This window comes from Nonomuraea sp. 10N515B (assembly GCF_052245915.1).
In the GTDB taxonomy this organism is placed as follows: domain Bacteria; phylum Actinomycetota; class Actinomycetes; order Streptosporangiales; family Streptosporangiaceae; genus Nonomuraea.
Map to the genome: position 1 here is coordinate 148,691 of NZ_JBQQBQ010000007.1, position 26,590 is coordinate 175,280.

26 protein-coding genes, 5 tRNA genes and 1 riboswitch are annotated in these 26,590 nt (G+C 69.7%); of the genes, 18 read left to right on the plus strand and 13 right to left on the minus strand.

The genetic code is table 11. From position 1 onward, the window contains the following. Window positions 1-43 precede the first annotated feature (43 nt). A complete protein-coding gene (locus ACTWQA_RS12570) occupies window positions 44-793 on the plus strand; it encodes a crotonase/enoyl-CoA hydratase family protein (protein ID WP_443159407.1) in 750 nt (249 codons plus the stop codon). 133 nt (window positions 794-926) lie between these two features. Here ACTWQA_RS12570 and ACTWQA_RS12575 read toward each other — a convergent pair whose 3' ends face one another. Further along, a complete protein-coding gene (locus ACTWQA_RS12575) occupies window positions 927-1,238 on the minus strand; it encodes a helix-turn-helix domain-containing protein (RefSeq protein WP_443159408.1) in 312 nt (103 codons plus the stop codon). Continuing rightward, window positions 1,238-1,696, minus strand: coding sequence for a type II toxin-antitoxin system RelE/ParE family toxin (locus ACTWQA_RS12580; RefSeq protein WP_443159409.1), 459 nt, complete (start codon window positions 1,694-1,696; stop codon window positions 1,238-1,240). The genes ACTWQA_RS12575 and ACTWQA_RS12580 overlap by 1 nt, the downstream gene beginning before the upstream one ends. Window positions 1,697-1,850: 154 nt before the next feature. Between ACTWQA_RS12580 and ACTWQA_RS12585 the strand changes: the two genes are divergently transcribed. Beyond that, the gene (locus tag ACTWQA_RS12585; RefSeq protein WP_443159410.1) at window positions 1,851-2,138 is read left to right on the plus strand and encodes a helix-turn-helix domain-containing protein; all 288 of its coding nucleotides are present in this window, start codon (window positions 1,851-1,853) and stop codon (window positions 2,136-2,138) included. Window positions 2,139-2,229: 91 nt separating this feature from the next. Continuing rightward, a complete protein-coding gene (gene ligD / locus ACTWQA_RS12590) occupies window positions 2,230-3,435 on the plus strand; it encodes a non-homologous end-joining DNA ligase (RefSeq protein ID WP_443159411.1) in 1,206 nt (401 codons plus the stop codon). A gap of 181 nt (window positions 3,436-3,616) precedes the next feature. Here the strand turns inward: ligD and ACTWQA_RS12595 are convergent, their stop codons facing one another. Continuing rightward, complete coding sequence (locus ACTWQA_RS12595; protein WP_327590879.1) at window positions 3,617-4,510, minus strand: SDR family oxidoreductase; 894 nt, start codon at window positions 4,508-4,510, stop codon at window positions 3,617-3,619. A gap of 67 nt (window positions 4,511-4,577) precedes the next feature. On the opposite strand from ACTWQA_RS12595, the gene ACTWQA_RS12600 reads away from it, so the two are divergent. Next, complete coding sequence (locus ACTWQA_RS12600) at window positions 4,578-6,344, plus strand: thiamine pyrophosphate-dependent enzyme (RefSeq protein WP_443159412.1); 1,767 nt, start codon at window positions 4,578-4,580, stop codon at window positions 6,342-6,344. On the opposite strand, the gene ACTWQA_RS12605 is transcribed toward ACTWQA_RS12600, so the two are convergent. Continuing rightward, window positions 6,313-7,080, minus strand: a complete 768-nt coding sequence (locus ACTWQA_RS12605) for an IclR family transcriptional regulator (protein ID WP_443159413.1) — start codon at window positions 7,078-7,080, stop codon at window positions 6,313-6,315. The two genes, ACTWQA_RS12600 and ACTWQA_RS12605, sit on opposite strands and share 32 nt — an antisense overlap. Before the next feature lie 82 nt (window positions 7,081-7,162). Between ACTWQA_RS12605 and pobA the strand changes: the two genes are divergently transcribed. Further along, window positions 7,163-8,326 (plus strand): 4-hydroxybenzoate 3-monooxygenase, encoded by a 1,164-nt coding sequence (gene pobA, locus ACTWQA_RS12610; RefSeq protein WP_443159414.1) that lies wholly within the window; start codon window positions 7,163-7,165, stop codon window positions 8,324-8,326. Between the two features lie 27 nt (window positions 8,327-8,353). Continuing rightward, window positions 8,354-8,665 (plus strand): DUF6401 family natural product biosynthesis protein, encoded by a 312-nt coding sequence (locus tag ACTWQA_RS12615; protein WP_443159415.1) that lies wholly within the window; start codon window positions 8,354-8,356, stop codon window positions 8,663-8,665. 141 nt (window positions 8,666-8,806) lie between these two features. Here ACTWQA_RS12615 and ACTWQA_RS12620 read toward each other — a convergent pair whose 3' ends face one another. Continuing rightward, entirely contained in the window at window positions 8,807-9,652 is an 846-nt protein-coding gene (locus ACTWQA_RS12620) for a mechanosensitive ion channel family protein (protein WP_443159572.1), read from the minus strand. Between the two features lie 174 nt (window positions 9,653-9,826). Here ACTWQA_RS12620 and ACTWQA_RS12625 point away from each other — a divergent pair, with 174 nt between their 5' ends. Further along, on the plus strand, window positions 9,827-10,207 hold the full coding sequence (locus ACTWQA_RS12625; RefSeq protein ID WP_443159416.1) for a VOC family protein: 381 nt from the start codon (window positions 9,827-9,829) through the stop codon (window positions 10,205-10,207). A 186-nt stretch (window positions 10,208-10,393) separates the two neighbouring features. On the opposite strand, the gene ACTWQA_RS12630 is transcribed toward ACTWQA_RS12625, so the two are convergent. Together ACTWQA_RS12630 and ACTWQA_RS12635 are read right to left on the minus strand one after the other, a co-directional pair. Continuing rightward, a complete protein-coding gene (locus ACTWQA_RS12630) occupies window positions 10,394-10,687 on the minus strand; it encodes a cupin domain-containing protein (RefSeq protein ID WP_443159417.1) in 294 nt (97 codons plus the stop codon). Between the two features lie 48 nt (window positions 10,688-10,735). After that, window positions 10,736-11,191 carry a VOC family protein gene (locus ACTWQA_RS12635; RefSeq protein ID WP_443159418.1) on the minus strand — a complete coding sequence of 152 codons (456 nt, stop codon included), beginning with the start codon at window positions 11,189-11,191 and terminating at the stop codon, window positions 10,736-10,738. Between ACTWQA_RS12635 and ACTWQA_RS12640 the strand changes: the two genes are divergently transcribed. Then, the gene (locus ACTWQA_RS12640) at window positions 11,180-11,494 is read left to right on the plus strand and encodes a hypothetical protein (protein ID WP_443159419.1); all 315 of its coding nucleotides are present in this window, start codon (window positions 11,180-11,182) and stop codon (window positions 11,492-11,494) included. The genes ACTWQA_RS12635 and ACTWQA_RS12640 overlap by 12 nt on opposite strands. A gap of 62 nt (window positions 11,495-11,556) precedes the next feature. Here ACTWQA_RS12640 and ACTWQA_RS12645 read toward each other — a convergent pair whose 3' ends face one another. Then, window positions 11,557-11,991: an SRPBCC family protein gene (locus tag ACTWQA_RS12645; protein ID WP_443159420.1), complete on the minus strand. Its 435-nt coding sequence runs from the start codon at window positions 11,989-11,991 to the stop codon at window positions 11,557-11,559. An 86-nt stretch (window positions 11,992-12,077) separates the two neighbouring features. Between ACTWQA_RS12645 and ACTWQA_RS12650 the strand changes: the two genes are divergently transcribed. After that, window positions 12,078-12,776, plus strand: a complete 699-nt coding sequence (locus tag ACTWQA_RS12650; RefSeq protein ID WP_443159421.1) for a TetR/AcrR family transcriptional regulator — start codon at window positions 12,078-12,080, stop codon at window positions 12,774-12,776. Between the two features lie 278 nt (window positions 12,777-13,054). Here ACTWQA_RS12650 and ACTWQA_RS12655 read toward each other — a convergent pair. From ACTWQA_RS12655 to ACTWQA_RS12675, 5 genes are all read right to left on the minus strand, one after another. Next, window positions 13,055-13,129 (minus strand) — tRNA-Val (locus ACTWQA_RS12655). 19 nt (window positions 13,130-13,148) lie between these two features. Next, window positions 13,149-13,220 (minus strand) — tRNA-Gly (locus tag ACTWQA_RS12660). Between the two features lie 50 nt (window positions 13,221-13,270). Next, window positions 13,271-13,341, minus strand: a tRNA-Cys gene (locus ACTWQA_RS12665). 15 nt (window positions 13,342-13,356) lie between these two features. Further along, window positions 13,357-13,428, minus strand: a tRNA-Gly gene (locus ACTWQA_RS12670). Window positions 13,429-13,519: 91 nt separating this feature from the next. Then, a complete protein-coding gene (locus ACTWQA_RS12675; protein WP_443159422.1) occupies window positions 13,520-15,916 on the minus strand; it encodes an N-acetylmuramoyl-L-alanine amidase in 2,397 nt (798 codons plus the stop codon). Window positions 15,917-16,102: 186 nt separating this feature from the next. Here ACTWQA_RS12675 and ACTWQA_RS12680 point away from each other — a divergent pair, with 186 nt between their 5' ends. The 9 genes from ACTWQA_RS12680 to ACTWQA_RS12720 all read left to right on the plus strand — a co-directional run bounded on the left by ACTWQA_RS12680 (window position 16,103) and on the right by ACTWQA_RS12720 (window position 26,547). After that, window positions 16,103-16,378 (plus strand): hypothetical protein, encoded by a 276-nt coding sequence (locus ACTWQA_RS12680; protein WP_305921957.1) that lies wholly within the window; start codon window positions 16,103-16,105, stop codon window positions 16,376-16,378. Window positions 16,379-16,392: 14 nt separating this feature from the next. Continuing rightward, complete coding sequence (glmS, locus tag ACTWQA_RS12685) at window positions 16,393-18,213, plus strand: glutamine--fructose-6-phosphate transaminase (isomerizing) (RefSeq protein WP_443159423.1); 1,821 nt, start codon at window positions 16,393-16,395, stop codon at window positions 18,211-18,213. 60 nt (window positions 18,214-18,273) lie between these two features. After that, entirely contained in the window at window positions 18,274-19,065 is a 792-nt protein-coding gene (locus ACTWQA_RS12690; RefSeq protein ID WP_443159424.1) for an SAM-dependent methyltransferase, read from the plus strand. Window positions 19,066-19,191: 126 nt separating this feature from the next. Beyond that, on the plus strand, window positions 19,192-20,145 hold the full coding sequence (locus ACTWQA_RS12695; protein WP_443159425.1) for a tripartite tricarboxylate transporter substrate-binding protein: 954 nt from the start codon (window positions 19,192-19,194) through the stop codon (window positions 20,143-20,145). 4 nt (window positions 20,146-20,149) lie between these two features. Further along, window positions 20,150-20,345, plus strand: a riboswitch (cobalamin riboswitch). 88 nt (window positions 20,346-20,433) lie between these two features. Then, a complete protein-coding gene (locus ACTWQA_RS12700; RefSeq protein ID WP_443159426.1) occupies window positions 20,434-22,602 on the plus strand; it encodes a ribonucleoside-diphosphate reductase subunit alpha in 2,169 nt (722 codons plus the stop codon). A gap of 87 nt (window positions 22,603-22,689) precedes the next feature. Then, window positions 22,690-23,685 carry a ribonucleotide-diphosphate reductase subunit beta gene (locus tag ACTWQA_RS12705; protein WP_443159427.1) on the plus strand — a complete coding sequence of 332 codons (996 nt, stop codon included), beginning with the start codon at window positions 22,690-22,692 and terminating at the stop codon, window positions 23,683-23,685. 58 nt (window positions 23,686-23,743) lie between these two features. After that, window positions 23,744-24,781 (plus strand): mechanosensitive ion channel family protein, encoded by a 1,038-nt coding sequence (locus tag ACTWQA_RS12710; RefSeq protein ID WP_443159428.1) that lies wholly within the window; start codon window positions 23,744-23,746, stop codon window positions 24,779-24,781. Between the two features lie 225 nt (window positions 24,782-25,006). After that, window positions 25,007-25,081, plus strand: a tRNA-Pro gene (locus ACTWQA_RS12715). A 206-nt stretch (window positions 25,082-25,287) separates the two neighbouring features. After that, window positions 25,288-26,547 (plus strand): alpha/beta fold hydrolase, encoded by a 1,260-nt coding sequence (locus ACTWQA_RS12720; protein WP_443159429.1) that lies wholly within the window; start codon window positions 25,288-25,290, stop codon window positions 26,545-26,547. Window positions 26,548-26,590 lie beyond the last annotated feature (43 nt).

A 26,590-nucleotide genomic window follows, 5' to 3' on the forward strand; every position in this document is an offset into this window, starting at 1 on the left:
GTTTCCCCGAGGACCATCCGCACGTTCCCGGAGGAGGACCGACATGACCGTACGCGTGGAGCGCCAAGGTCCCGTCACCACCGTGGTGATCAGCAGGCCGGAGGCGCGCAACGCCGTCGATCGCAAGACCGCCGACGCGCTGGCGGAGGCGTTCAGGGACTTCGAGGACTCCGACGCCGACGTGGCGGTGCTGTGGGGTGAAGGGGGTACGTTCTGCGCCGGGGCCGACCTCAAGGCGCTCGACAACCATGTCGGCGAGGAGGGCGACGGGCCGATGGGGCCGACCAGGATGCGCCTGGGCAAGCCGGTCATCGCCGCGGTGGCCGGGCACGCGGTCGCGGGCGGGCTCGAGCTCGCGCTCTGGTGTGATCTGCGGGTGGCGGAGGAGGACGCGGTGTTCGGCGTGTTCTGCCGCCGGTGGGGCGTGCCGCTGATCGACGGTGGCACCGTGCGCCTGCCCAGGCTCATCGGGGCGTCCCGGGCCATGGACATGATCCTCACCGGGCGGCCGGTGGGCGGGCGGGAGGCGTACGAGATGGGGCTGGCCAACCGGCTCGTCCCCACCGGGACGGGCCGGCGGCACGCCGAGGAGCTGGCGCGCGAGATCGCCCGCTTCCCGCAGGCTTGCCTGCGCGGAGACCGGCTGTCGGTGCTGGAGCAGGACGGGCTCGGCGAGGAGGAGGCCATGCGGAACGAGCTGCGCCATGGCCTGGTTTCCCTGCCCGACGCCGCTGAGGGAGCCGCCCGCTTCGCCGCCGGCGCCGGACGCCACGGCGACTTCGGCGCGATCTAGCGGTAGTTGCTCGACCGATGGGCGTGGTAGGGGGACCGGTTGGTGGTCGCGCGCGCTTGGCCGGACCCAGCAGGCAGTGGCTGACAAGGTCGGAGTGAGCCGTCAGTGGATCGTCCGGCTGTAGGCCTCACCACTACGCCGCCGACGTCTCGCCCGCCGTCAACTCCAGGTGCAAGCCATCCACGTCCACCGACACCTCGGCGTGCCCGCCCAGAGCCTTGGCGTAGGCCAGCAACGTGGACACCTTCAGGTCCCTCACGTTTCCCCCCTCGATCGCCGACACTCGCCGCTGCGTGACACCCATGTGGTCGGCCACATCCTTCTGCGTCAGACCCAGCCGCTTACGGATTTCGCCCAGCCGCAGCCCCGCCACTCGGCGAGCCGCCCGCTGTCTCACCACCGCCAATTCCTCGGGAGTCAGCAGCTCCTCCAGAAGATCAGCCATCACATGCCTTCCTTGTCGTCCCTGTCGGCCAGCCACTTGCCGAACCGCTCCACCGCCTCGTCGATCAGCTGGGCGTAGAACTTGGCGCTGTTCTTGTGCCGCTTGTCGCGGTGGGCCAGCAGCAGGATGATCACACCGCCGTGCCGGACGAACGCGATCCTGATCGTGCCCTCCGTGCGTAGTTCCTTCAAGCCGATCGACTTGGCCGCATGCCCCGCGAGCGAGTCCACGATGGGACGGCGGTCAGCGCCAGGGTCACCCTGCTGGGATGAGGTTAGACCACTACTGGACGATGAGTCCAATACAAACCAAACGATATAGGGCAATACGGGCACTGGGACGGCCCGGTGGCACGCCGAGGAGCTGGCCCGTGAGATCGCCCGCTTCCGGCAGCTCTGCCTGCGCGGCGACCGGCTGTCGGTGCTGGAGCAGGATGGGCCCGGCGAGGAGGAGGCCATGCGGAACGAGCTGTGCCATGGCCTGATTTCCCTGCCCGACGCCACTGAGGGAGCGGCCCGCTTTGCCGCCGGGCGTCGGCCGCCACGGCGCTGGTGTCATCGTACGGCGACAAGTAGGCTGATGTCGCCGAACGCTGACAACCCGTGAGGTGCCGTGTACGCGAGAACTCCGATAGAGCTTGGCGCGCTCATACGCGAGCGGCGCCGCGCGCTCGGCCGGACCCAGCAGGCAGTGGCTGACGAGGTCGGAGTGAGCCGTCAGTGGATCGTCCGGCTGGAGGCCGGCCGGAACACGCTGGAACTCGGCCTGGTCATGCGGACGCTGGGCGTGCTGGGACTCACCATGGAGATCAACGATCGTGCCGTGTCCAGGCGGGCGATGCCCCCCGGCCATCCCATCGACCTGGATGAGGTCATCGCAGCCGTACGGAGGGACAGCTGACCTGGAGGAGCGGAGCCCTGCTGAGCCTGCCGCGTGCCGCCGGGCGCGGATGACACGAAGAATTGAGAGGGCCGCCGCGTAGGGTGAGCCTATGCCTGACATCGAGGTCGCCGGGCGTGAGGTCCGCATCACCAGCCCCGACAAGGTGGTCTTTTCCCAGGCCGGGCACACCAAGCTCGACCTGATCCGCTACTACGAGAGCGTCGGCGAGGCGGTGCTGCGCGGCGTGCACGGGCGGCCGATGGTGCTCAAGCGGTTCGTGCACGGGATCGAGCAGGAGGCGTTCTTCCAGAAGCGCGCCCCGGCCAAGCGGCCCGACTGGATCGAGGTGGCCGAGCTCAAATACCGGTCGGGGCTCAGTGCCGAGGAGGTCGTGTGCACCGACCTGGCGCAGCTGCTGTGGGTGGTCAACCTGGGGTGTGTCGACCTCAACCCGCATCCGGTGCGCTCCGACGATCTCGCCAGGCCCGATGAGCTGCGGATCGATCTCGATCCGGTGCCGGGCGTCGAGTGGGCCGATGTGTTGAAGACCGCGCAGGTCGCGCGGGAGGTGCTGGCCGACCACGGGCTGGTGGCCTGGCCCAAGACGTCCGGGTCGCGCGGGTTCCATGTGTACGCGCGGATCGAGCGGCGCTGGCCGTTCGCGAAGGTGCGCAAGGCGGCCGAGACGGTCGCGCGGGAGGTCGAGCGGCGGGCCCCCGACCTGGCCACGAGCCGGTGGTGGAAGGAGGAGCGGCACGGCGTGTTCGTGGACTTCAACCAAAACGCTTACGACCGGACCGTGGCCTCCGCCTATTCGGTGCGCGCCGTCCAGGACGCCCGCGTGTCCACGCCGCTGACCTGGGACGAGGTGCCCGGGTGCCAGCCGGAGCTCTTCACCATCGACACGGTGCCCCGGCGGCTCGCCGAGATCGGCGACCCCTGGGAGGACATGGATCTGCACGCCGGGTCCCTGGACGGGCTGCTGGCGCTCGCCGAGGAGCTCGGGCCCGCGCCCAAGCCGCCCAAGGGCAGCGGGCGCAGGCAGCAGACGATGCCCGTCATCGAGATCGCCCGGGCGGAGCACAAGGACGAGGCGATGGCGGGGTTCGAGCGGTGGAAGGCCAGGCATCCCGAGGTGGCGGCCCAACTGGAGCCCGCCGACGTGCTGGTGGACGGGATGCGGGGGCGCAGCAGCGTGTGGTATCGCATCCGCGTCAACCTGCAGCACGTGCCGGAGGGGGAGCGGCCGCCGCAGGAGCCGCTGGAGGTTGACTACGACCCGTGGGGCGGCGCCTCCGGCCCGCCCCGCGGCTGACGACGAGCCCGCCCCGGGCGGCTAACGGCGCGCCCCCGGGTGCTCGAGGACGCGGGCGCCCCGGGTGCCCGAGGACGCGGGCGCGCACGGTCATGCGGCGCATGGCGCGGTAGGCGCGGATGCGCGCACCCAGTGACGACCCATCAAGGGGGCAAGGCGTAACGAGCGTGTAGAAGCGGCGTCAACCGCGGGTCGGGCGCTCGTAACCCTCGTCGCCGCCGTAGACGTGCCGGTCCGGGTCCATCTCAGGCTGGGTGGCCGGGCTCGTGGGGGAGGCGGTGTGCTCGGAGGCGAAGTCGTCCGAGGGCACCGGCGGGGGCGGGGCCAGGTAGTCCTGCCAGGTGATCTCGCCCTTGGGCGTCGCGTCCGTGGTCAGGAGATCGGCGCGCATGGACGCGTACAGGCGGCCGGGGTAGCGGACCGGCAGGCAGGCGCGGCGCAGGTGCTGGGCACGCAGCCAGGTCCTGGTCAGCTCCGCGGTGTCGAGCACCTCTGGGCCGCCGTACTCGATCTCTGTGCCCTGCGGGCCGCCGGCGAGCAGGTCCGCGGCTCGTGCGGCGACCTCGCCCGTGTGGACCGGCTGCCAGGGCACGGTCGGGTCGACCGGCAGCACCGGCAGCGCGGAGAAGTCACGCAGCCGCTGGTGAAGCCACTGATGGAACGGGGTGGAGCGGAGGATCGTCCAGCCCAGGCCGCTCTCTTCGACCAGGCGCTCGGCCTCCAGCTTGTACCGGAGATAGCCGACAGGCGCGCGGTCCGCGCCGACCATCGAGGTCAGCAGCACGTGCCCGACCCCGGCGTCGCGGGCGGCCATCATGAGCAGCCGAGTGCCCGGGATGTCTACGGCGCCGCGCCCCTTGCGGCCGCTCGTGGCCAGGTGCGCGATCGCCTCCATGCCGGCGACGGCCTCCGTGACGCCGTGGCCGGAGAACAGGTCGCCCCACATCCACTCGACGTTCCCGCGGCTCTCCCTCTTGGTACGGCTCAGCGCCCGCACCTGGTGACCCGCCTTGACCAGCGCGGGCACCAAGGCCCTGCCCAGCGTGCCCGTGGCTCCCGTGACCAAAATGCGCATGCCGCCCCTCTACCCTCGAATCCGCACCCTTGACATGGGTGCCGCGAAGTGGGGTAGGGCCGCTCGCATGGCTCGAATCGCATCGGAATCCCTGATCGAACGGCTCGCCGAGTGGGGCGTGGACACCGTCTTCGGCCTGCCGGGCGACGGCATCAACGGCATCATGGAGGGGCTGCGGCGCCATCGCGACCGGGTGCGCTTCGTCCTCGTCCACCACGAGGAGGCCGCGGCCTTCATGGCCACCGGCTACGCCAAGGCCACCGGGCGCATCGGCGTCTGCCTGGCCACCTCGGGGCCAGGCGGCATCCACCTGCTCAACGGACTCTACGACGCCAAGCTCGACCACGTGCCCGTGCTGGCGATCACCGGCATGCAGGAGACGTCCGTGCTCGGCACCGGCTACCAGCAGGAGGTCCACCTGGACAAGGTGTTCGCCGACGTCGCCGAGTACAGCATGATGATCAGCAATCCCGCGCAGCTGCCGTCGCTGGTGGACCAGGCGGTCAGGACGGCGTACGCGCGGCGCGGGGTCTCCCATCTGACCCTGCCCAACGACATCCAGGTGGCCGAGGCGGACGCGGACCCGTACAAGCACGTCGCGCCGGTCAGGCTGCCGCAGACCACGCCCGTCTACCTGCAGCCGTCCGGCATCCCCCGGCAGGAGGACGTCGAGTGGGCGGCCGAGGTGCTCAACCACGCCGAGCGCCCGGCCATGCTGGTCGGGCAGGGCGCGCTGCACGCCAGGCAGGAGGTGCTGGCCGTGGCCGAGGAACTCGGCGCGCCGGTGGTCAAGACGCTGCCCGGCAAGGCCGTCATCCCGGACGACTCGCCGTACACGACGGGCGGGATCGGGCTGCTCGGCACCGGGCCGAGCGAGGAGCTGATGGACGACGCCGACGTGCTGCTCATGGTGGGCACGAACTTCCCGTATTCGAAGTTCCTGCCGGAGCCCGGCAAGGCGCGCGTAGTGCAGTTCGAGGCGGAGCCGGCCAGGGCGGGGGCACGGATCGCGACCGACGTGCCGGTCGTGTGCGACGCCAAGGAAGGGCTGGCGGCGCTGCTGCCGCTGCTGTCCCGCCGGGACGACACCGCTCATCTGGAGAAATATCAGCGCATGATGACCCAGTGGCGGGCCGACATGGACGCGCTGGAGAACCCCGAGCGCGACCCGATCGCGCCGCAGTATCCCGTCTCCGTCCTCGACGAGCTCGCCGCCGATGACGCCATCATGACGTGCGACAGCGGCACCGTCGCCACCTGGGCGGCCCGGCACTGGACGATCCGCGGCGGGCGCGAGTTCTACCTGTCGGGGACGCTGGCCACGATGGCGAACGGGCTGCCGTACGCGATCGCGATGCAGCACGCCCACCCCGGCCGGCAGGTCATCGCGTACGTCGGCGACGGCGGCTTCTCGATGCTGATGGCCGAGTTCCTGACGGCCGTCCAGCAGCGGCTGCCGATCAAGGTGATCGTCAACAACAACAACTCGCTCGGCCAGATCCTGTGGGAGCAGATGGTGCTCGGCTACCCGGAGCACGGCGTGCGTTACGCCGAGCCGGAGGCCGACTTCTCGGCCTGGGCCCGCTCGTGCGGCGGGTTCGGGGCCAAAGTGACCAAGTCGGACGACGTGGCCCTGACGATCGGGCAGGCGCTCGCGCACGACGGCCCGGCGCTGGTGGACGTGGACGTCAACCCCAACGAGCCGCCCATGCCCGCCAAGGTCTCCTACGAGCAGGCCAGGAACTTCGCCCAGGCGTTCCTCAAGGGGCAGCCGCACCGGGCCGCTATCGCCACCACGTTGTTCAAGGACCGGATCCAGAAGCTGGGGGACTAGCCTTCGCGATGCCGGCCGCGGCGTTGAGCAGGGGATCGATGAGGCGGGGCAGCTCGCGGGCGCGCCGGGAGGCCACCACGATGCCCACCGCCGCCACGGGCCGGCCGTCCACCAGGATCGGGGCCGCGGCCGAGCACGAGCCGAGCGTCATCTCCTCGTACGTGAGCGCGTAGCCCTGGGCCCGGACCGCCGCCAGCTCCCTGGCCAGCCGGCCCGGCTCCGTGATCGTGTGCCGGGTGGGACGCTCGAGCTTGCGGGCCAGGTAGGACTTGACGAACCAGTCCGGCTCGTACGCCAGCAGCGCCTTGCCCACGCCCGTCGGGTGCATCGGCAGCCGGCCGCCGGTCCTGGAGACGATGGGCACCGCGCGCCGGCCGTAGACCTTGTCCACGTACAGCACCTCGAGCCCGTCGCGGACCGCCAGGTGCACGTTCTCGCCCGTGGTGACGAACAGCTCCTGCAACCACGGATGCGCCAGGCCGAGCAGCCGGTCCGGGGCGAGCTGGCCCAGCTCCCACAGCCGCAGCCCCACCCGCAGCCGCCCGTCGGGGTCGCGGCTGAGCGCCTGCCACTCCTCCAGCTCGGCCACCAGCCGGTGCGCCGTGCTCAGCGACACCCCGCTGCGCCGGGCCAGGTCCGTCAGCGTGAGCTGAGGATGGGCGGCGTCGAACGCGCCGAGCAGGGCCAGCACCTTGGACGTCACGGTGCGGCCTGGCTCACGGGATCCGCCTGACATGCCCGTCATCATTCCACACAGTTATTCCACTCAGTGGAAGCAGGCGCTCGGCTTACCCCGCTCGAGGCAGGATGCTTCCCTCATGCGAACTCAGGTCGGGATCATCGGCGCGGGCCCCGCTGGCCTGCTGCTGTCTCATTTGCTCCACCTCCGCGGCATCTCCTCCGTGGTGCTGGAGAAGCGCAGCCGCGACTACGTCGAGCGGCGGGTGCGGGCCGGCGTGCTGGAGCAGGGCACGGTCGACACGCTCGTCGAGGCGGGCGTCGGAGAGCGCATGCTGCGCGAAGGGCTGCCGCACCACGGCATCGAGCTCAGGTACGGCGGCTCCGGTCACCGCATCCCGTTCGAGAAGCTCGTCCCCGGCAGGTCGATCACCGTGTACGGGCAGCAGGAGGTGGTCAAGGACCTCATCGCAGCCAGGCTGGCGGCGGGCGGCGACGTGCGGTTCGAGGTGGAGGACGTGGCCGTGCACGGGCTGGACTCCGAACCGTACGTGACCTTCGGTGGCGAGCGGCTCGACTGCGACGTGATCGCCGGCTGCGACGGCTTCCACGGCGTGACCCGGCCGTCCATCCCCGAGGGCGTTCTGAGCGTCTTCGAGCGCGAATATCCCTTCGCCTGGCTCGGCATCCTGGCCAACGTCACGCCGTCATCGGAGGAGCTGATCTACACGAGGACCGAGCGCGGCTTCGCGCTGCACAGTATGCGCTCACCCACCGTCAGCCGCTTCTACCTGCAGGTTCCCGCCGACACCCGGATCGAGGACTGGCCGGACGAGCGGATCTGGGACGAGCTGAAGGAGCGGCTGGAGAGCGTGCCCGGCTTCACGCTGACCACCGGGGAGATCACCGAGAAGGGCGTCACGCCGATGCGGTCCTTCGTGGTCGAACCCATGCAGTACGGGCGGCTCTACCTGGCCGGGGACGCCGCCCACATCGTGCCGCCCACCGGGGCGAAGGGGCTCAACCTGGCCGTGGCCGACGTGCGCGTGCTCACCGAGGCGCTGGCCGCGTACTTCTCGGAGGGCTCCACGGCGCTGCTGGACGGGTACTCGGAGGCGTGCCTGAAGCGGGTGTGGCGAGCGCAACACTTTTCGTGGTGGATGACGACGTTGCTGCACACGTTCGAGGACGACGACGCCTACGGGCGGCGGCTGCAGTTGTCGTATCTGGACTACGTCACCTCGTCGGAGGCGGCGGCCACGACGCTCGCGGAGAACTACGTGGGCCTGCCATATGGCCGCTGACCTTGGAACATGCTTTAGGGTTGTTTGGTGTTCTTTGAGGAAGGTTGGGCGACTTCGCCCTTTCGGTGGTTGATGGGTGAGCTGGGCGATACCCAGCTCGCGCGGATGGGCAGCGAGCCCGGGCTCGTCGCGGCCGTGGACCAGCATGCCGCGGTGCTGCGTGATGCGATCCCGATGGATCGCGAGACCCTGGGCGACTACCTGCTCGGCTTCCTCGACGAGCTCCGCCACCGCGGCTGGGCCTTCACCGGCGAGCCCGATGCCGCGGCCCTGCGGCTGACGGCGGTCTGCTGGCTCGCCCGCGAACTCGGCTTCCTGAACGACGAACTTCCCGCCTGACCGGCGGCCCACCTGCCCCGCCGACCGGCGAGCCACCCGCCCCGCTCGGCTCGGAGGGGGCCGAGTGGGCGGGTCGCCGTCCGGGCCGGCCGTGCGGCAGGTCCGACGCCGGGTCAGCCGGAAGGCACGTCCGCCGGCGGGTCACTCGGGAGGCATGTCCGAACGGGGCGGACCCGAGGACGGCGGCATGTCCGGGCGGGGCGGACCCGACGTCGGCGGCATGTCCGGCCGGGACGGAGCGCCCGGAGTGGTACGGATAGGCGCCGTCTCCTCGGTCATCGCCGCGGCGTCCTGGCGCCCACGCTGGTACGCCTCCGCGTGCGCCTTGGCCTGCGGCGCCTCCTCCTCGATCCGGCCCAGCCAGCGCTCCCAGCGCTGCTGCATCGGCCGGACGAGCCCGCCGCCGACGCCGATGGCCGCGATGGCCCCTATGGTGGCGAGCACGGTGATCAGCACCGGAGTCGTGACCGTGGTGGCCACGCCGATCTGGTTGAGCGCCGCGATGATGCCCAGCGCCCAGATGAACACCGCCGCGGCGGTGGCGATCCAGCGGCCGTACGACAGCCCGCCGAGCGCCCCGTTCAGGATGTCCCTGACGCCCCTGGCGATGGCGCCCGCCACCACGATGATCACGATGGCGACGAGGGCCATGGGCAGCCAGGCCACCACGGCGGTCAGCAGCGCCGAGATCGGGTTCGGGCCGAACACGCTGAACGCTATCTGCAGGGTGACCAGGATGATCGCGTAGAAGACGATTCTCGCCAGCAGGCTGCTGGCGTCGTACCTGCTGCGTTCCAGCCAGCGGCGTACGCCACTGCGCTCCACCGCCCGCTCGAACCCCACCCGGTCCAGGATCTTGTTGACGATCTTCTCCAGGGCCTTGGCCACGATCCACCCGATGAAGAGAATCACCAGGAACGCGACCAGCCTGGGAACGAACGTCGCTATTTGCCGCCAGGCGTCTTGGATGCCCTGGCCTATGTTGATGTCCACGGTTTCCTCCTCCGAGGAGTCAATGCCACGGCGCTACCCGTACCGAAACGGTCTATGCACGCAGCGACACCAAAACTGCGCGTTCGGCGACATTTCACCGGGGGTTGGCATGTGGACGGCAAGGGATGCGTAAACGGTCGCTCGACGGCTTCGCTAGGGTGAGCGGTCGTGCATCGCAGCCGCGTCTACGCCCTTCTCATCGACACCCCCTCGCCCGAAGCCGACCAGGCCGCGGCCTTCTGGGCGGCCGCGCTCGGGGCCACCGCCCGTCCCCTCCAGGGCGAGGAACAGTTCATCTCGCTCCACCAGGCCATTCCCGGCCTGGTCACGGCCGTCCAGGCGGTCGGCGACGCGCCCCGCTTCCACCTCGACATCGAGACCGACGACGTGGAGGCCGAGACGGCGCGCCTGCTGGCGCTCGGCGCGACCCCGGTGTCGCAGTGGATGGAGTGCCGGACCTTGCGCGCTCCCGGCGGGCACCTGCTGTGCGTGCTGCCCGTGGAGAGCGACAGGGAGGTGTTCGAAGCCGAGGCCAACACCTGGCCGTGACGGGGCGGCTCTCAGGCCCCGCCGCCTTCAGGTGCGCGGCGGGCTGGAGGAGGCGCGGCGGCCGGCCGGGGTGACGCAGACGTGGTCGCTGGGGCGCGCCTCGCGCCAGACGAAGCCCGAGATGCAGGTGTCGGGGGCGCTCGCGGCGGTGGTGAGCCCGGTGGTTTGGAACGTTCCTGGTATGGGTCACGTGGGTGGCGGGCCGAGGATCTGCAGGCCGCGTACTGGTTCGTCGGTGACGATGAAGGAGTGCGGGATGTGGCGGGGCAGGAAGGCGAAGTCGCCGGGTCCGGCGGTCCAGTGGTGGTCGCCGCAGTCGATGGCGATCTTTCCCTCGAGGATGTAGAACGCCTCGTCTTCGCGGTCGTGGATGTGCTGGGGTAGTCCGAAGCCGGCCGGTGCGGACCACTCGATGAGGGTGAAGGCGCCGCCGGTCTGATCGGCGCCGGTCTTCACCGCCATCCGGGTGCCAGGAATCACAGGTGCGGCCCGTCGGTGGGGTGAGGGGGTAGCCGCTGGGGTCGAAGCTCATCGGGCGTCCTCGGGCTGGCTGTGGGCGGGGTGGTAGAAGCGGGTCTCGATGGGGTCGGGATCGTTCAGGCCGATGAGCGCCTGGCCGACGTGGCCGGTGATGATGCCGTCGTGTGGCTCGGCCAGGTCGTCGAGTCGCTGCTGCCAGGCCTTCAGGTCGCGCAGGGTTGGTACGCGTAGGGCCATCGGGTCGAATCTGGCCATCGCGGCGGCCCGTACCGGGTCGTGGCGTAGTGCCACATCAAGGGTGCTGTTGGCATCGCGGAGGGCGACGCCCATGAGTGTGCCGTCTTCGACGAACTCGATGTACAGGCGCAGGCCTAACACACGCTCGTACCAGTCGCGGCTGCGCCGGACGTCCGTCACCGGGAGTTTGACGTGGTGGAAGCCGTTGAGCGCCGGACGCGGCACCCGCCGCGCCGCCCAGGCGCGGTGCAGACGGTGTACTTCCACTTCGGCAACAAGGCCACGGTTCTCAAAGAGATCATCGACGTGCTGTCGGTCGGCGATGACGAGCCGATACCGGTGCTGGACCGGCCTTGGGTGGAGCAGGTGCGCGACAAGCCCGACGGCCACCGCACCCTCGCCGACAAGCAGGCCCTGCGCCCGGACCTTTCGACCGAGGAGGCGGCCGACATTATCTTCACCCTGGTCAGCTTCGAGGTCTACCTGTTGCTCACCGGCGTACGCGGGTGGACGCCCGAGCAGTGGGAGCGCTGGATCCACACGATCATCGCCGCCGCGATCCAGCGATGAAGGCGGCCCGGGTCCTCCGGCCGCCATCCAGGGAGCACGCTTGTAGCCGGCCGTGGGTCTGCTCATCGCGTGGCCAGCGATTCCATCGCGGTTTTGATGTAGCGCATGTTGTCGACCTCTTGGGCTTGCATCCAGTGGCGCAGGATCGGCTGTAACAGCCTCATCGGCCCATGCGGAACCAGCTCCATCCGCACTGCCAGATGGGCACCGGCAGGTGCCGGCGTCACGCGTGCCGAGAAGCGGACCGTCATCATCTTCGACTCGGCGACCGATGCCCACTCATGGGGCCGGTCGAACCGGGTGTATTCCACGATGTTGTCCGGGCTGCCCGCCCACCTGGCCTGATACCTCGACCCGGGCCCGATCGGCTCGCCGGTCAACAGCCGCACGGAGCGCATCTTCGGGTTCCACTCCTTCTCGTTGCGCAGGTCGCTGAGGTAGTCGAAGACCTTCGCCGGTGGCAGCGCGATGTCGACCGAGTTCTCCAGTACCACCATGTCCGGCCTGCCTCTCGAGGCTTGGTTTGTAGTGAGCCACTAGTGGTAACCACTAGTAAGCACATCTAGTAGTCTCGGACTCCGCTATGAGCGATGTCAATGCCCGACCCGGACAAGCCCGCCGCGACCGTGCCAAGGCCACCCGGTGCAAGATCATCGATACCGCCTACCGTCTGTTCTGCGAGAACGGCTATCCATCGACCACGATGGACGCGATCGCCGCCGCTGCCGACGTCGCAGTGCAGACCGTCTACTACGTGTTCCGTACCAAGGCCGCACTGCTGCGAGAGGTCATCGAGAGCGCCGCCGCCGGCGAATACGACCCGCCACCGGTGGGACAGCGGTCCTGGATGAAGCAGGCCCTCGCATCGCCGGACGGGCACCGCGCCCTGGCTCTCACCATCGAACATGGCGTGGACATCTATGCCCGTGTCGCCCCGCTCACCGCCACTATCCACACCGCGGCGGCGTCCGACCCCGACATCGACGTCTTCTGGCAAGGTGTCACCCAGTCTCGCCGCGCCGGCATGAACCAGCTGATCGCCGGCCTCGCCGGCCACGGTCACCTCCGCCCCGGGCTGGACCCGCAACGTGCCACCGACATCATGGTCGTGCTCTGCAGCCACGAGACCTTCCTCGGCCTGACCGGCGACGCGGGCTGGAGCGTGCCCGAATACAAGGCATGGCTGTACGAGACGCTCAGCCACCAACTGCTCAAGGCGAAGGAACGGGACGCGCAGGTGACCGAGGATCTCTCCTACCACGGCCTGCTCCAGATCCCCTGACCGCGCCCTTCAGTGGGTCAGGAGGAGCCAGACAGCTTGCCGGTGATGGTCAGGCCACACCTGGCGCCGCCTCTTCCTGCCCCATGTGCCCTGAGGCCGGCGCACGAAGGGCGGCAGTAGCTTGGTCACGCCGTGCGGGACGAACTTCACGGCAGGCGACCAGATGGGAGCCGGCCGCCGCGCGTACGGCACCTTTTGAGCAGGGCGGGCTCAGAGGATCTCCCCTGAACAACAAGAAACCCCAGGCTCCGGGTGTGCCGTGAGCTGGGGTCTTTGAGTGGTGGACGATACTGGGATTGAACCAGTGACCTCTTCCGTGTCAGGGAAGCGCTCTCCCGCTGAGCTAATCGTCCGTATTGAGTTATCACTCAGAGCGGAAGACGGGATTCGAACCCGCGACCCTCACCTTGGCAAGGTGATGCTCTACCACTGAGCCACTTCCGCATGGCGTTGCACTTTACTTTAGCGGATCCTGGAGGGTCCGCCGGTCGCCGAGGTGGAGACGGGATTCGAACCCGTGTAGACGGCTTTGCAGGCCGCTGCCTCGCCTCTCGGCCACTCCACCAGGAGTCTCGCTCCGAGCGGAAGACGGGATTCGAACCCGCGACCCTCACCTTGGCAAGGTGATGCTCTACCACTGAGCCACTTCCGCGTGAACCCCCGGCGACGTGCGCCGGGCCACGGGAAAACCATATCGTCTCCGCGGAGTGCCCGTGCGCACTCGAAGGTGCGCACCGCGAAATTCAAGGGATCAGGCGGACGTCCTTCGTCATCACGAACATCACCCGATGGCCCAGCTGGATCTGGTGGTAGCGGGTTTTGCCGGTGGTCGTGACGTGCTTGGACGGGTGGAACGCGCCGGTGGCGTAGTAGGAGCCGGTGATGGTGTCGTCCACCGCGTACGTCTGCCCGGGGGAGATCGTGTACTGGAGTGGGGTCAAGGGCTGGTACGACGAAGGGTCCCGCGTATAGGCAGACTTTTCGGGATATGCGCGGCCGTACACCTTGGTGTTGGGTTTCAACGGTGTGACCAGTTGGCCCTTGGCCGGGACAGCGGTGGGGCTCGCGGCCGGGTTGTGGAACCACGCCTTCTGGCCCAGGTACCAGATGGCCGTCCAATCGCCCTGCCGCTCGGCGACGGCGAAGCGCTGACCCGTCGAGGCGCGGGCGGAGTGGTCGTGCACGCTGTAGGAGCCGGGCTTGCCCCCGTGCTTGCCCACGTCGGTGACCAGCGGGGCGGTCTCGCTCGGCGCCGTGTGCAGCCAGACGGTTGCGGCGCCGTGCGGCGGGCAGTCCTGGCCGCTTGTGGTGGCGGGGCCCTGGCCGCCTTGAGGGGCGGCGATGCCTCGGCCGCCTCGGGGAGCGGCGGGGCCCTGGTCGCTCATGGGAACGACGAGGCCCGGAGCGCTCTGGGCGGTGCGGCCCTGGGCGCTTTTAGCGGCGGGGGCCTGGTCGCTCTTGGTGGCGACGCAGCCGGTGAAGCGAGGGCGGTTGGTCTCGTAGGACGGGCGGATCATGACGGAGTCGCCGCCCTTCACGGCCGTGAGCGGACTGCCCATCAGATCGAAGTAGTGGGCCCAGTCCCAGTAAGGGCCGGGGTCGTTGTGCATGCCGGCGACGGACTTCGGGGTGGTGCCCGGGACGTTGTCGTGGCCCAGGATGTGGGCGCGATCGAGCGGGATGCCGTACTTGTCGGCCAGATAACGGACGAGCTTGGCGGACGCCCGGTACATCGCCTCCGTGTACCACGTCCCTCCCTTCGCCAGGTACCCCTCGTGCTCAATGCCGATGGAACGGGTGTTGACGTCCCAGTTGCCCGCATGCCAGGCGATGTCCCTCGTCGCCACGTGCTGGGCGACATGGCCGTCACGGGAGCGGATCGTGTAGTGCCAGCTCACGTACTTCGGGTCGCCGATCATGGCGGGGATGCCCTGGAAGGTGCCTTCCGTGTCGTGGATGACGATGTAGTCGACGGATCGGGGGCGCAGCAGGCGGTCGTGGTTGCCGTAGTCCCTGTTGTTCTTCTTGCCGAAGCGCTGGTAGGCGGCGGGCATCCAGGCGCAGGCGAGGGAGGCCGGGCACTCCGCCGTCGCGGGCCTTTCCACCGGCGGTTCCGCCTGCTCGGCAGACCAATCCTGGGACAGGGGAGCGCTGTTCATGGACGGCAGTCCGTCGCCGTCCGCACCGAGGACGGGCTGCCCGTCGGCCCCGCCGACCGTCTGCCCGTCGGCCCCGCCGACCGTCTGCCCGTCGGCGCTGCCGACCGGCTGGGTGCCGGTTGCCGCCTGCGGGGCGTCGCCTCCCGCCGGCTGGGCATCGACGTCTGGCAGCGGTGGATAGCCTGCCGCCGGCTGGTCATTGACGTCCGGCAGCGGAGGGTTGCCCGCCGCCGGCTGGGCACCCTCGCCGGCGCCGGAGGACTGGGCCTCCGTGCCGGTGTACGGAACGCGCAGGCCCGGCACGGGGTCCAGCCGCACCACGTGCCCGTCGTCGGTGCGGCGGTGCATCCCCTCCTGGATCACCGCGAACACCTCGTCGGCGAACTCCCGCGCCGCTGCCGGGTCCTCCGCTCCCGAGTATCGGGCGACCGCGTCGTACCAGTCGGCCGGGTCGGTGCTGGGGCGGTGCTGGTAGGAGGCGAGCAGGGCGGCGCCGGCGCGGATGTTCGCGGAAGGGTCGGTCCGCAGCCGGGCCGGCTCCACGCCGGCCAGCCGCCCCGCCTCGGGCAGTGTGGTCGGCAGCGTCGCCTGGACCGTCCGCGGCGTCGTCTGGATCGTCCGTGGCGCCGCATGGGCGGTCCGCAGCGCCGCGGCGGGCGGCGCTGCGGTGGCCTGGCCCCGGTGTGGCGGCATCGGCCGGGCCTCGTCCCCCCGGGCGTCTCCCAGCGCGTCGCCGATCATCGTAGAGCCCGCGGGGATCGCGTCCACGAGGTGCATCGGCCCGTAACCGCCGGCGGTGCTCGGCCACCCTCCGTGCGTGTCCCACCGGGACCCCAGGTACGCGACCCCGAGCAGCACGCTCACCGGCACCCCGAATTCGCGGGCGGCGGCCACGAAATCGTGCTGCCGCTCCGAGGCGAGGTCCTCCCCGGGCGCGGTGAGCACACCGGCGGCAAGGATGGCGGCGAGCAAGATCTGCATGGCATCTCCCCCGTGCAACGTCACGATCTGACTACTCAGCGTAACTGTTCCCAGAAAGGGATGTGTCAGACGGGACAGGTGATACGGATGAGGTCGCTGTTCCATACCGCGTGGCGGAGTTAAATCCTGCCCGATATCGGGCAGGATGTTGGCGTGTCTCGTTCCAGAGCCGTAGTGTCCTCCTCTGTGTCCACGGCACGACATCCGTACGAAGATCTCATCGCGCACCTCACCAGGACGAGCCCGCTGGGGCCTGGAGAGGCCGCTCGGGTGGTCGCCGACGTGCTGTCGTACTTCTTCGAGTCCGTCGAGGAGTACGTCCGCCGCCGCCACGGCGAGCTGAAGTCCCGCGGCCTCACCAACGACGAGATCTTCCCCAGGATCGCCGCCGAGTTACGCGGCCGCCGCGTGGCCGCCCCAGAGCTGTCGCTCCGGCAGCTTCGCAGAATCGTTTACGGATAAAGAGGAGGACCTCGATGTGCGGAATCGTGGCCTACGTAGGCCCCAAGGACGCAGCGCCCATCCTGCTGGAGGGCATGCAGCGGCTTGAGTACCGGGGCTACGATTCGGCGGGGATCGTGGTGTCCAACAAAGGGCTGAAGGTCCGCAAGTGCAAGGGCCGGGTGGCCGACCTGGCCAAGGTCGTGCCCACGCGGTTCAAGGGCGGCCTGGGCATCGGGCACACCCGATGGGCCACGCACGGTGTGCCCAGCGACGAGAACGCCCACCCGCACCTGTCGGCCGACCAGCGCATCGCGGTCGTGCACAACGGCATCATCGAAAACGCCGGCGAGCTGCGCGCCAAGCTGATCGCCGACGGTGTCGAGTTCGCCTCGGAGACCGACACCGAGGTGCTCGCCCACCTGATCGCCCACGCCGTCGACGAGAACGACTCCCTGGAGGAGGCGGTCAGGAAGACGCTCAAGAGCATCGTCGGCACCTACGGCATCGCGGTCATCGACGCCGAGCGGCCCGGCGAGGTGGTCGTGGCGCGCAACGGCAGCCCGATCGTGCTCGGCATCGGCGAGAAGGAGATGTTCGCCGCCTCCGACGTGGCCGCCCTGGTCCGCTACACCCGCCAGGTCGTGCACCTGGAGGACGGCGAGCTGGCCGTGCTCAAGGCCGACGGCTTCCACACCTTCGCCAGCGACGCCCGCGAGACGGCCAAGGAGCCGCTGACCGTCGACTGGGACGCCGGCCACTACGACACCGGCGGCTACGAGCACTACCTGCTCAAGGAGATCTCCGAGCAGCCCGAGACGATCACCCGCACGATGAGCGGCCGGCTCGACGAGCGCTTCCACGTGGCCCACCTGGGCGGGCTCAACATGGACGCCCGTGAGACGCGCGGCTTCCGGCGTGTGAAGATCATCGGCTGTGGGTCGGCGTACTACTCGGGGCAGATCGGCGCGCAGCTCATCGAGGAGCTGGCGCGCATCCCGTCCGACGCCGAGCCGGCCAGCGAGTTCCGCTATCGCAACCCGGTCGTCGACCCCGACACGCTCTACGTCGCGATCAGCCAGTCGGGCGAGACCTACGACACGCTCGCCGCCGTGCAGGAGCTCAAGCGCAAGGGAGGCCGGGTCATCGGCATCGTCAACGCCGTGGGCAGCGCCATCGCCCGCGAGGTGGACGGCGGCATCTACCTGCACGCAGGGCCGGAGGTCTCCGTCGCCTCGACCAAGGCGTTCACCTCGACCGCGATCGCGTTCGCGCTGCTCGCGCTGCACCTGGGCCGAGTGCGCGACCTGTCGCCGGCCGACGGGCGGCGCATCGTGGAGGGCCTGCGCCGGCTGCCAGGGCAGATCGAGGAGATCCTCACCCAGGGCGACAAGATCGCCGAGCTGGCGCGCAAATACGCCAAGCACCCGAGCATGATGTTCGTCGGCCGCGTGCGTGGCTACCCGGTGGCCAGGGAGGGCGCGCAGAAGCTCAAGGAGATCTCGTACGTGCACGCCGAGGCCTACCCGGCCAGCGAGCTCAAGCACGGCCCGCTCGCGTTGATCGGCCCCGATATGCCGACGGTCGCGATCGTCCCCGACGACGAGCTGCTCGACAAGAACCTCACCACGCTCGGAGAGATCCGCACCCGCGGCGGCCGGGTGCTGATGGTGGGCCATCGCGAGCCCGAGCACAAGCTGGCCGACGACGTGATCGTGATCCCCAAGAACGAGATCGAGCTCGACCCGATCCTGCTCACGATCCCGCTCCAGTTGCTCGCCTACCACGCCGCGGTCGCGCTCGAACGCGATGTGGACAAGCCACGCAATCTTGCGAAGAGCGTAACTGTCGAGTAATCGGCTCTAATTCAGCCGCAAACCTCGTTATTCCGCTGCGAACGACATAAATTCAGTGGTGTGCGGCCGTTCGACCAACACAGGCCCAATCCCGCACGCATGTACGACTACATGCTCGGCGGGTCGGCCAACTACGCGGTCGACCGGGAGGCCATTGAGCAGCTCGCGGAGCTGATCCCGGAGGCGGTCCCGCTGGCCCGCGCCAACCGGGCCTTCCTGCAGCGTGCCGTTCGGTACGTGGCCGCCGCCGGGGTACGCCAGTTCCTCGACCTGGGCAGCGGGCTGCCGACCCAGGGCAGCGCGCACGAGGTCGCACCCGCGGCCCAGGTCGTCTACGTCGACCGCGACCCGGTGGTCGCCACGCACGCCAAGGCCCTGCTCGCGGAGCTCGCCGAAGCACGAGCTCCGCGAGCTCCGGGCAGGGCCGTCGTGGTCGAGGCCGACCTGCTGGACCCCGACGACGTGCTGGCCCAGGCCGGGCGGTTCCTCGACCTGGCCGAGCCGGTCGGGGTGCTGCTGGTGTCGATCCTGCACTTCCTGCCCGACTCCGCGCAGCCGCAGCGGGCGGTGGCCGCGCTGCGCGAGCGGATGCCCCCCGGCAGCCATCTCGTGATCACCCACGCCACCACCCGAGGACGGCTGGAGGAGGAGCGGGCGCAGGGCCCGGCGGCGAGTGGCGGCGATCGTACGCCCGCCGAGATCCGCGCGTTCTTCGGCGATTTCGTACTGGAGCCGCCGGGGCTGGTGCAAGCCGTCGACTGGCGTCCTGACCGGCCCAAACTGGTGGGGGACTGGTCGTTGCCGTCGTCACTGATGGCGGGCGTGGCGAAAAAGGTAGCAGCGAAAAAGTAGCTGTTTGACCGAATAAATCCTGCTATTTCGGCATCTGTCTTTGGCGTGATCTCAACACGTACGTGTGCATCTCTCTGTAATGGGTGAATAACTTAGGGTAAGGAGGGTCGGGCGAAGGAGAGGCACATGCGCCGTCGGCGGTTCGTCGCATGGGGGCTGGGCGTGGCCGCGATCGCGGCCGGCTGCGGGACCGGGCACGTCCCCGGCGGCGGCGGCGGGGCGGGCCGGCGGGCCGAGTTCTCGATCAACCCGGGCGGGCGCCGCTGGGACCGGGTCGGGCAGGCGTTCGCCGGCGCGGCCCGCACCTCCGGGTACGAGACCGGCACCGGGACGAGGGTCACCGTGACCGGCCTGCCCGCGCTGGCCGCCGCCGAGTTGAACAATGCCGAGACGCTGCTCGACACCTCCACGCCGCTGTCCAGGCTGGCCGGCGACGTGGAGGTCGTGGTCGTGCCCGCGAACTCCCGCTTCAAGGACTTCGCCGACTTCGGCGCCCACCTGCTGGCCTGGCCGGGTCAGACGCCGCTGGCGGGCGGGCCGGAGGGGGCGCCCGACCACCTGCTGTTCGGACTGATCGCCAAGGGGCTCGGCGCGGACACCAGGCAGGTCGACTACACCGGCTATCCCAGCAGCCAGGAGGCCATGATCGCGCTGCTGTCCGGCAAGGCCGCGGCCGCCGCCGGGCTGCTCCCGGACTGGCGTGGGAGCATCGGCCAGGGCCGGGTGCGGGCGCTGGCGGTCTCCTCCGCCGTCCGGGTGCCCGACTTCGACGTGCCGACGTTGCTGGAGTCCGGCGTACGCGTGGACTTCGCCGACTGGACGGCCGCCTTCGGGCCCGACGACATGCCGGAGGAGAGCCGCGCATCGGCCATTCGCATGTGCGAGGACGTCACCGCCTCGCCCGGCTGGCGGGCCGCCTGCCGGGCAGCCGGCTGGATCTCGATCCCGCTCAGCGGCGACGACTTCGCGCGATGGCTCGGCTCCGAGGTGGAGCGCACCCGCGCCGTCCTGCGGGACTTCGGCCTCGTGGACGCGACCAAAGCCACAACATGCTGGGGTAGTTGCGGGAACGGCCACTAGATGTAGGATCCTGATCGTCGCTGGTTCGCCTCCCCGGAGGCGAAGCAAAAGGGAACCCGGTGCGATTCCGGGGCTGCCCCGCAGCGGTGAGCGGGAACGACCGCCGTCATGAGCACTGGAGCGATCTGGGAAGCGACGGCCATTAGGAGCCTTTGAGCGCGCCCGCGAGCCCGAAGACCTGCCAGTGGCGTGCAGTGTCCATGGCCTCGAGGGAGGGCCGCGGAGCGACGGGGACCCGCCGTGCTCTCGCGCTGCCCTCACGGGGATGAGCTCGCGAGGAGAGAGCACGTGACGCAGGTCATTGAGATCGACCGCCGGCTGGCCATCGAGGAGGCCGCGGCCCGGGTGATCACCGACCCGGCCAACTCCAGGGTCGCCGCCCGGCTGCTGGCCGAGGAGATCGCCGACGAGGCGGCCGGGCACGGGGTGCGGACGTTCTCCGAGTCCATCGCCGCCACCCACGCGGCCGGGCTGATCCAGGACGGGCTGGCCACGTTCGTCGCCACGCACGCCGCCGAGCTGGACGCGCTGATCTCGGAGGAGGCCGACGGCCGGTTCGAGTACTTCGGCCTGCGCACCGTTTACGACCGCTACCTGCTGCGCCACCCCGAGACGCGGGCCGTGCTCGAGCGGCCGCAACACTTCTTTCTGCGCGTGGCCTGCGGGCTGTCGGAGACGGTGGGGGAGGCCGCCGAGCTCTATGCCCTGATGTCCACGCTGTCCTACCTGCCCAGCTCGCCCACATTGTTCAACTCCGGCGCCCGACGGCCGCAGCTGTCGTCGTGTTTCCTGCTCGACTCGCCGCGCGACGAGCTGGAGTCGATCTACGACCGGTACGGCCAGGTGGCGCGGCTGTCGAAGTACGCCGGCGGCATCGGCATCTCCTGGACCCGGGTGCGCTCGCGCGGCTCCCTGATCAGGGGCACGAACGGCCACTCCAACGGCATCGTCCCGTGGCTGCGTACCCTCGACTCCTCGGTCGCGGCGGTCAACCAGGGCGGCCGGCGCAAGGGCGCGGCCTGCGTCTACCTGGAGACCTGGCACGCCGACATCGAGGAGTTCCTGGAGCTGCGCGACAACACCGGCGAGGACGCGCGCCGCACCCACAACCTCAACCTGGCCAACTGGGTGCCCGACGAGTTCATGCGCCGGGTGGAGGCCGATGAGGTCTGGTCGTTGTTCGACCCGAAGGAGGTGCCCGACCTCACGGACCTGTACGGGGAGGCGTTCACGGCCGCGTACCGGGCGTACGAGGCCGCCGGGCGATATGTCCGGCAGATCCCTGCCCGCACCCTGTACGGCCGCATGATGCGCACCCTCGCCCAGACCGGCAACGGCTGGATGACGTTCAAGGACGCCGCCAACCGCACCTCCAACCAGACCGCCCGCCCCGAGAACGTCATCCACCTGTCGAACCTGTGCACCGAGATCCTCGAGGTCACCAGCGACGGCGAGACCGCCGTGTGCAACCTCGGCTCGATCAACCTGGCGGCCCACCTGACCGCCGGGGACATGGACTGGGAGCGGCTGCGCCGCACCGTCCGCACCGCGGTGCGCTTCCTTGACCGCACCATCGACCTGGGCTTCTACCCGACGCCCGAGGCCGAGGCGGCCAACAAGCGGTGGCGGCCGATCGGCCTCGGCGTGATGGGCCTGGCCGATGTCTACTTCACCCTGCGGCTGCCGTTCGACTCCCCGCAGGCCCTCGCCCTGTCCACGCGGATCGCCGAGGAGATCGCGCTGGCCGCGTACGACACCTCGGCCGACCTGGCCGCCGAGCGCGGCAGGCACCCGTCGTACGCCGACACCCGGGCGGCCGGGGGAGTCCTGCACCCGGACCACTACGTGGCGAGCACGCCGCCCTGGGACGCCCTGCGTCAGAAGATCGCGATCAACGGCCTCCGCAACTCCCTCATGATCGCCATCGCGCCGACCGCCACGATCGCCTCCATCGCCGGCTGCTACGAGTGCATCGAGCCGCAGGTGTCCAACGTGTTCAAGCGCGAGACCCTGTCCGGGGAGTTCCTCCAGGTCAACCGCTACCTGGTGGCCGACCTGCAGGCACGAGGGCTGTGGACGCAGCAGCTGCGGGACGCGATCAAGCGCGCCGACGGCTCGATCCAGGACGTCCCCGGCATCCCCGAGGACCTGAAGTCGCTCTACCGGACCGCCTGGGAGCTGCCGCAGAAGGCGCTGATCGACCTGGCGGCGGCGCGGCAGCCGTACATCGACCAGTCGCAGTCGCTCAACCTCTTCATGGCCAGCCCGACCATCGGCAAGCTCTCCTCGATGTACGCCTACGCCTGGAAAAAGGGCCTGAAGACCACCTATTACCTGCGCTCGCGCCCCGCGACCCGCATCGCCCAGACCACGGTGGCCGCCTCCGCTCCGGAGGCCGTGGTGGAGGCCGTCGCGTGCTCACTGGAGAACCCAGAGGTCTGCGAAGCCTGCCAGTGATCCGGTGACCGCTTCACCGAAGAACGCGGCCAACGATGCGCTCGTCACGGCGCGCACCCCGTGAAGAAATGTTTTGAGGAGAAAACGTTGCTGCTCGACCCCGGCATGGACCTCACACTCCGCCCGATGCGCTATCCGGACTTCTACGAGCGCTACCGCGCCGCCATCCGGAACACGTGGACGGTGGAGGAGGTGGACCTGCACTCCGACCTCGCCGACCTGACGAAGATGACGCAGCAGGAGCGGCACCTCATCAACCGCCTGGTCGCCTTCTTCGCCACCGGCGACTCCATCGTGGCCAACAACTTGGTGCTCAACCTCTACCAGCACGTCAACGCCCCCGAGGCCCGCCTCTATCTCAGCAGGCAACTGTTCGAGGAAGCCGTCCACGTGCAGTTTTACCTGACCCTGCTCGACACCTACCTCCCCGACCCCGACGAGCGGGTGAAGGCGTTCGCCGCCATCGAGCACATCCCGGCGATCCGCGACAAGGCGGAATTCTGCTTCAAGTGGATCGACTCCATCAACGGCCTGGAGCGCCTGGAAACCGCTGCCGAGCGCCGTCGATTCCTCCTCAACCTCATCTGCTTCGCCGCCTGCATCGAGGGCCTGTTCTTCTACGGCGCCTTCGCCTACGTGTACTGGTTCCGCTCCCGAGGCCTCCTCGGGGGCCTGGCCACCGGCACGAACTGGGTGTTCAGGGACGAGTCCATGCACATGGAGTTCGCCTTCAGCGTGGTGGACACGGTCCGGGCCGAAGAGCCGTCGTTGTTCGACGACGAGCTGGGCAAGCAGGTCACCGCCATGCTGGAGGAGGCCGTGGCGGCCGAGCTGGCCTTCGCCGAGGACCTGTGCGGCGACGGCATGGCCGGCATGAGCGTGGACCAGATGCGCCAATACCTGGAGTACGTCGCCGACCAGCGCCTGGCCAGGCTGGGCCTGCCCCGCCACTACGGCTCCGCCAACCCCTTCGCCTTCATGGAGCTGCAGGACGTCCAGGAGCTGGCCAACTTCTTCGAACGGCGTGTCTCCGCTTACCAAGTGGCGGTTGAGGGCAATGTGACCTTTGATGAGACGTTTTAAGACAAAGGGGGCATTCAGCGTGCAGTCTCCGTCGGACTGGCCCATTCTCGTAATCTCGGTGATCGGGGCGATCATCCTGGTCGAGGCGGTCCGCCGGACGCTGAACAGGATCGGGCGTAAATTCGCGCTCGCCCGGCATCTGGTGGAGCACTGCACGTGGCCCGCGTTCACGGTGGCCGCCGTCCTGGCGTTCAACCTGGTGTTCGGCCCCGGCATGTTCGGCGACTCGCCGTCCGAGCGGAGCCTCGCCGGCACGGTCGAGCGGGTGCTCGGCCTCGTCTCGATCGCCGCGATCACCTGGCTGATCGTGCAGGCCACGTACGCGCTGACGGACGTCATCCTCGACCGGCTGGTGCAGGTCGAGGGCGAGCGCAACCGCCGGGCGCGGCGGATCATGACCCAGATCGCGCTGGTCCGCCGGGTCGCCGGCGCGATCATCATCGTGGTCGCGGTCGGCGCGATGCTCTTCTCCTTCCCGCAGGTGCGGGCCCTCGGCGCCGGCCTGCTCGCCTCGGCCGGCATCGCGGGCGCCATCGTCGGCATCGCCGCGCAGCCCACCATCGGCAACATGCTCGCCGGCCTCCAACTCGCCTTCAGCGACGCGCTCCGCCTCGACGACGTCGTCGTGGTGGAGGATGAATGGGGCAGGGTCGAGGAGCTCACCCTCACGTACGTCGTGCTGCGCCTGTGGGACGAGCGCCGGCTCGTCCTGCCGGTCAGCTATTTCACCCAGACCCCGTTCGAGAACTGGACCCGGCACGGCAGCCGCGTCCTCGCCGTCGTGTTCCTGCGCGTGGACTGGTCGGTGCCGGTGAAAAAGCTCCGCGAGGCCCTGTACAAGTTCTTGCAGGGCAACCCGCTGTGGGACCAGAAGGACTGGACGCTCCAGGTCACCGATGTGCTGCCCAACGGACTGGTCGAGCTCCGCGCCCTCATGAGCGCCGCCGACTCGCCGTCCTCCTGGGACCTCAAGTGCGACGTACGAGAATTCCTCGTCGACTACGTCAGGGACAACTTCCCGGAATCCCTGCCCCGCTTCCGCGTCGAATCCCCGGAGACCAGGGTCGGTTTGCCCTGGGAACACGCGGAGAAATAAATGGGTGGCCCGCGCGCCGATCACCGGTTTACCGTAGTAACCGTCCACCCAAGAAGAGCAAGCGGAGGAAGGCGGCGAAGAATGCGCGACCTGAGCACTTCCCGGCCGCTCGCGGTCTGCCCCGAGCCGCCGCCGCGCAGGTTTTCCGGATAGTCCCCGAGGACTACCAGGAAAGCCGTCTCGACCATATCCGAGGCGGCTCTTTTCATGCACGACATCACATATCCGAGTGTGGGGTAGCGTGGTCGCCCGCCTGCCTTGGGAGCAGGAGCATCGCAGGTTCGAATCCTGCCACTCGGACGACGGCCCTGAAAGAAAAGGGCCGCGGGCCACGGCCTGGCCGACGGGAATGGCGCCCCCCGGCCGGACCACGCCCTCGCCCCGGGCGCGGCCCACGCCAGCCAAGCCCGGGGCCCAGTCGCTGCCTGCACTGGAACGCACGCCACCTGTGGCACGCCTTACGCAAGCATGAGAAGTGGGGGCGGTGCGTGCACTAGCGTCCCCTTATGGCTACTTTCGCCAGGCTGACCGGACGGGCGGTGGCGGGCGCCGGAGTGCTGGCGCTGTCGCCGGTCCTGGGGCTGGCCACGCTGGCCGGGATGGCGATGGTGGGCGCGGAGCCGACGGCGTTCGCGGTGACGGGCCTGGCGGTGTTCGCGTCGGTGTTCTTTCTGGGCCTGCTGCTGTGCGTGCCGAGGCCGAGGGTGGCGTGGGGGCGATGGTTACGCGCGGTCTTGATCCTCGGGGTGGAGGCGACGGTGGTCTGGCACGTCAGTGTGGCCACCTTGCGCCCGGCTCCGTCTCATGCTTCACCGGCGCCGGTGGCCGGGCAGCGCGAGTGGCGGCTGCCGACGGGCTCGGTGCTGGCGTACGCGCGGCTCGCGCCGAAGCGGGTCACCCGGCCCGACCCCGTGGTGTTCCTGCATGGCGGCCCGGGCGTGGCCGATCTGGCGGCGTCCTCGGCGTTCTTCGGGAAGCTGGCGGCAGACGGCTACCAGGTGTACGTCTATGACCAGCTCGGGGCCGGGCGCTCGGCGCGGCTGCGGGACCCTGGGGGGTACGGCCTGACGCGCGACGTGGCGGATCTGGAGGCCATCCGCCAGGCGGTGGGCGCCGAGCGGCTGAACCTGATCGCCCAGGATTATGGGGCCCAGCTCGCGGCCGCCTACCTGACTGCGCACCCGGACCGCGTCGCGAGGGCGGTGCTCTCCTCCCCGGCCGGACTCTCCCCTGCCGGACCGTCCCGGGGAGCGCCCGCCTGGCAGCCCCAAGGGCGAGAGGCGGACGGGAAGGTCGAGGTGGCGGCGGTGTTCGGACGCGACGGGACACCGGACCCGCGCCTGCTCGCCGTCTCCACGCTGTTGCGGGTGGACCCGCGGGCGGCACACGCGTTCGCGGGCGACCGGGAACTGGACGCCTACCTCGACCTCGTCCGCGAGGGAGCCCCGCATCCGTGCCCCGCGGCCGCACCCGGTTCTGGTGGGTATGTCGGCCTGACCGGGCGGGCCGCGCCGGGCTCGCTCCGGCCGAGCCTGGCGATGGTGACGGTGCCCGTGCTGATCGTCAAGGGCCAGTGCGATGAGCAGAGCTGGGCGTCGGCCATGGAGTTCCGGCGGGCGCTGCCCTCGGCCAGGCTCGCCTACCTCGGCGGCGGCACGTATCAGAGCGAGGCGTATCTCGGGCTGCTGCGGGCGTTTCTGTCCGGCCGTGCGGTGCCCGCCTACGAGGGCCAAGACCCGCCCCCTGGCTACCGAGGCCCCGCCTGACCAAGTCCTATACTCATCCGCTTCTCGGCGGCCGACGCGTGGC

Coding starts and splice junctions, on each gene's coding strand:
- ACTWQA_RS12605 (WP_443159413.1), bottom strand. CDS start 7,080: ATGTCAGGCGGATCCCGTGAGCCAGGCCGCACCGTGACGTCCAAGGTG.
- ACTWQA_RS12720 (WP_443159429.1), top strand. CDS start 25,288: ATGGCTACTTTCGCCAGGCTGACCGGACGGGCGGTGGCGGGCGCCGGA.
- ACTWQA_RS12575 (WP_443159408.1), bottom strand. CDS start 1,238: ATGGCTGATCTTCTGGAGGAGCTGCTGACTCCCGAGGAATTGGCGGTG.
- ACTWQA_RS12645 (WP_443159420.1), bottom strand. CDS start 11,991: ATGGTGGTACTGGAGAACTCGGTCGACATCGCGCTGCCACCGGCGAAG.
- ligD (WP_443159411.1), top strand. CDS start 2,230: ATGCCTGACATCGAGGTCGCCGGGCGTGAGGTCCGCATCACCAGCCCC.
- ACTWQA_RS12570 (WP_443159407.1), top strand. CDS start 44: ATGACCGTACGCGTGGAGCGCCAAGGTCCCGTCACCACCGTGGTGATC.
- ACTWQA_RS12600 (WP_443159412.1), top strand. CDS start 4,578: ATGGCTCGAATCGCATCGGAATCCCTGATCGAACGGCTCGCCGAGTGG.
- glmS (WP_443159423.1), top strand. CDS start 16,393: ATGTGCGGAATCGTGGCCTACGTAGGCCCCAAGGACGCAGCGCCCATC.
- ACTWQA_RS12695 (WP_443159425.1), top strand. CDS start 19,192: ATGCGCCGTCGGCGGTTCGTCGCATGGGGGCTGGGCGTGGCCGCGATC.
- ACTWQA_RS12580 (WP_443159409.1), bottom strand. CDS start 1,696: ATGGCCTCCTCCTCGCCGGGCCCATCCTGCTCCAGCACCGACAGCCGG.
- ACTWQA_RS12675 (WP_443159422.1), bottom strand. CDS start 15,916: ATGCAGATCTTGCTCGCCGCCATCCTTGCCGCCGGTGTGCTCACCGCG.
- pobA (WP_443159414.1), top strand. CDS start 7,163: ATGCGAACTCAGGTCGGGATCATCGGCGCGGGCCCCGCTGGCCTGCTG.
- ACTWQA_RS12650 (WP_443159421.1), top strand. CDS start 12,078: ATGAGCGATGTCAATGCCCGACCCGGACAAGCCCGCCGCGACCGTGCC.
- ACTWQA_RS12595 (WP_327590879.1), bottom strand. CDS start 4,510: ATGCGCATTTTGGTCACGGGAGCCACGGGCACGCTGGGCAGGGCCTTG.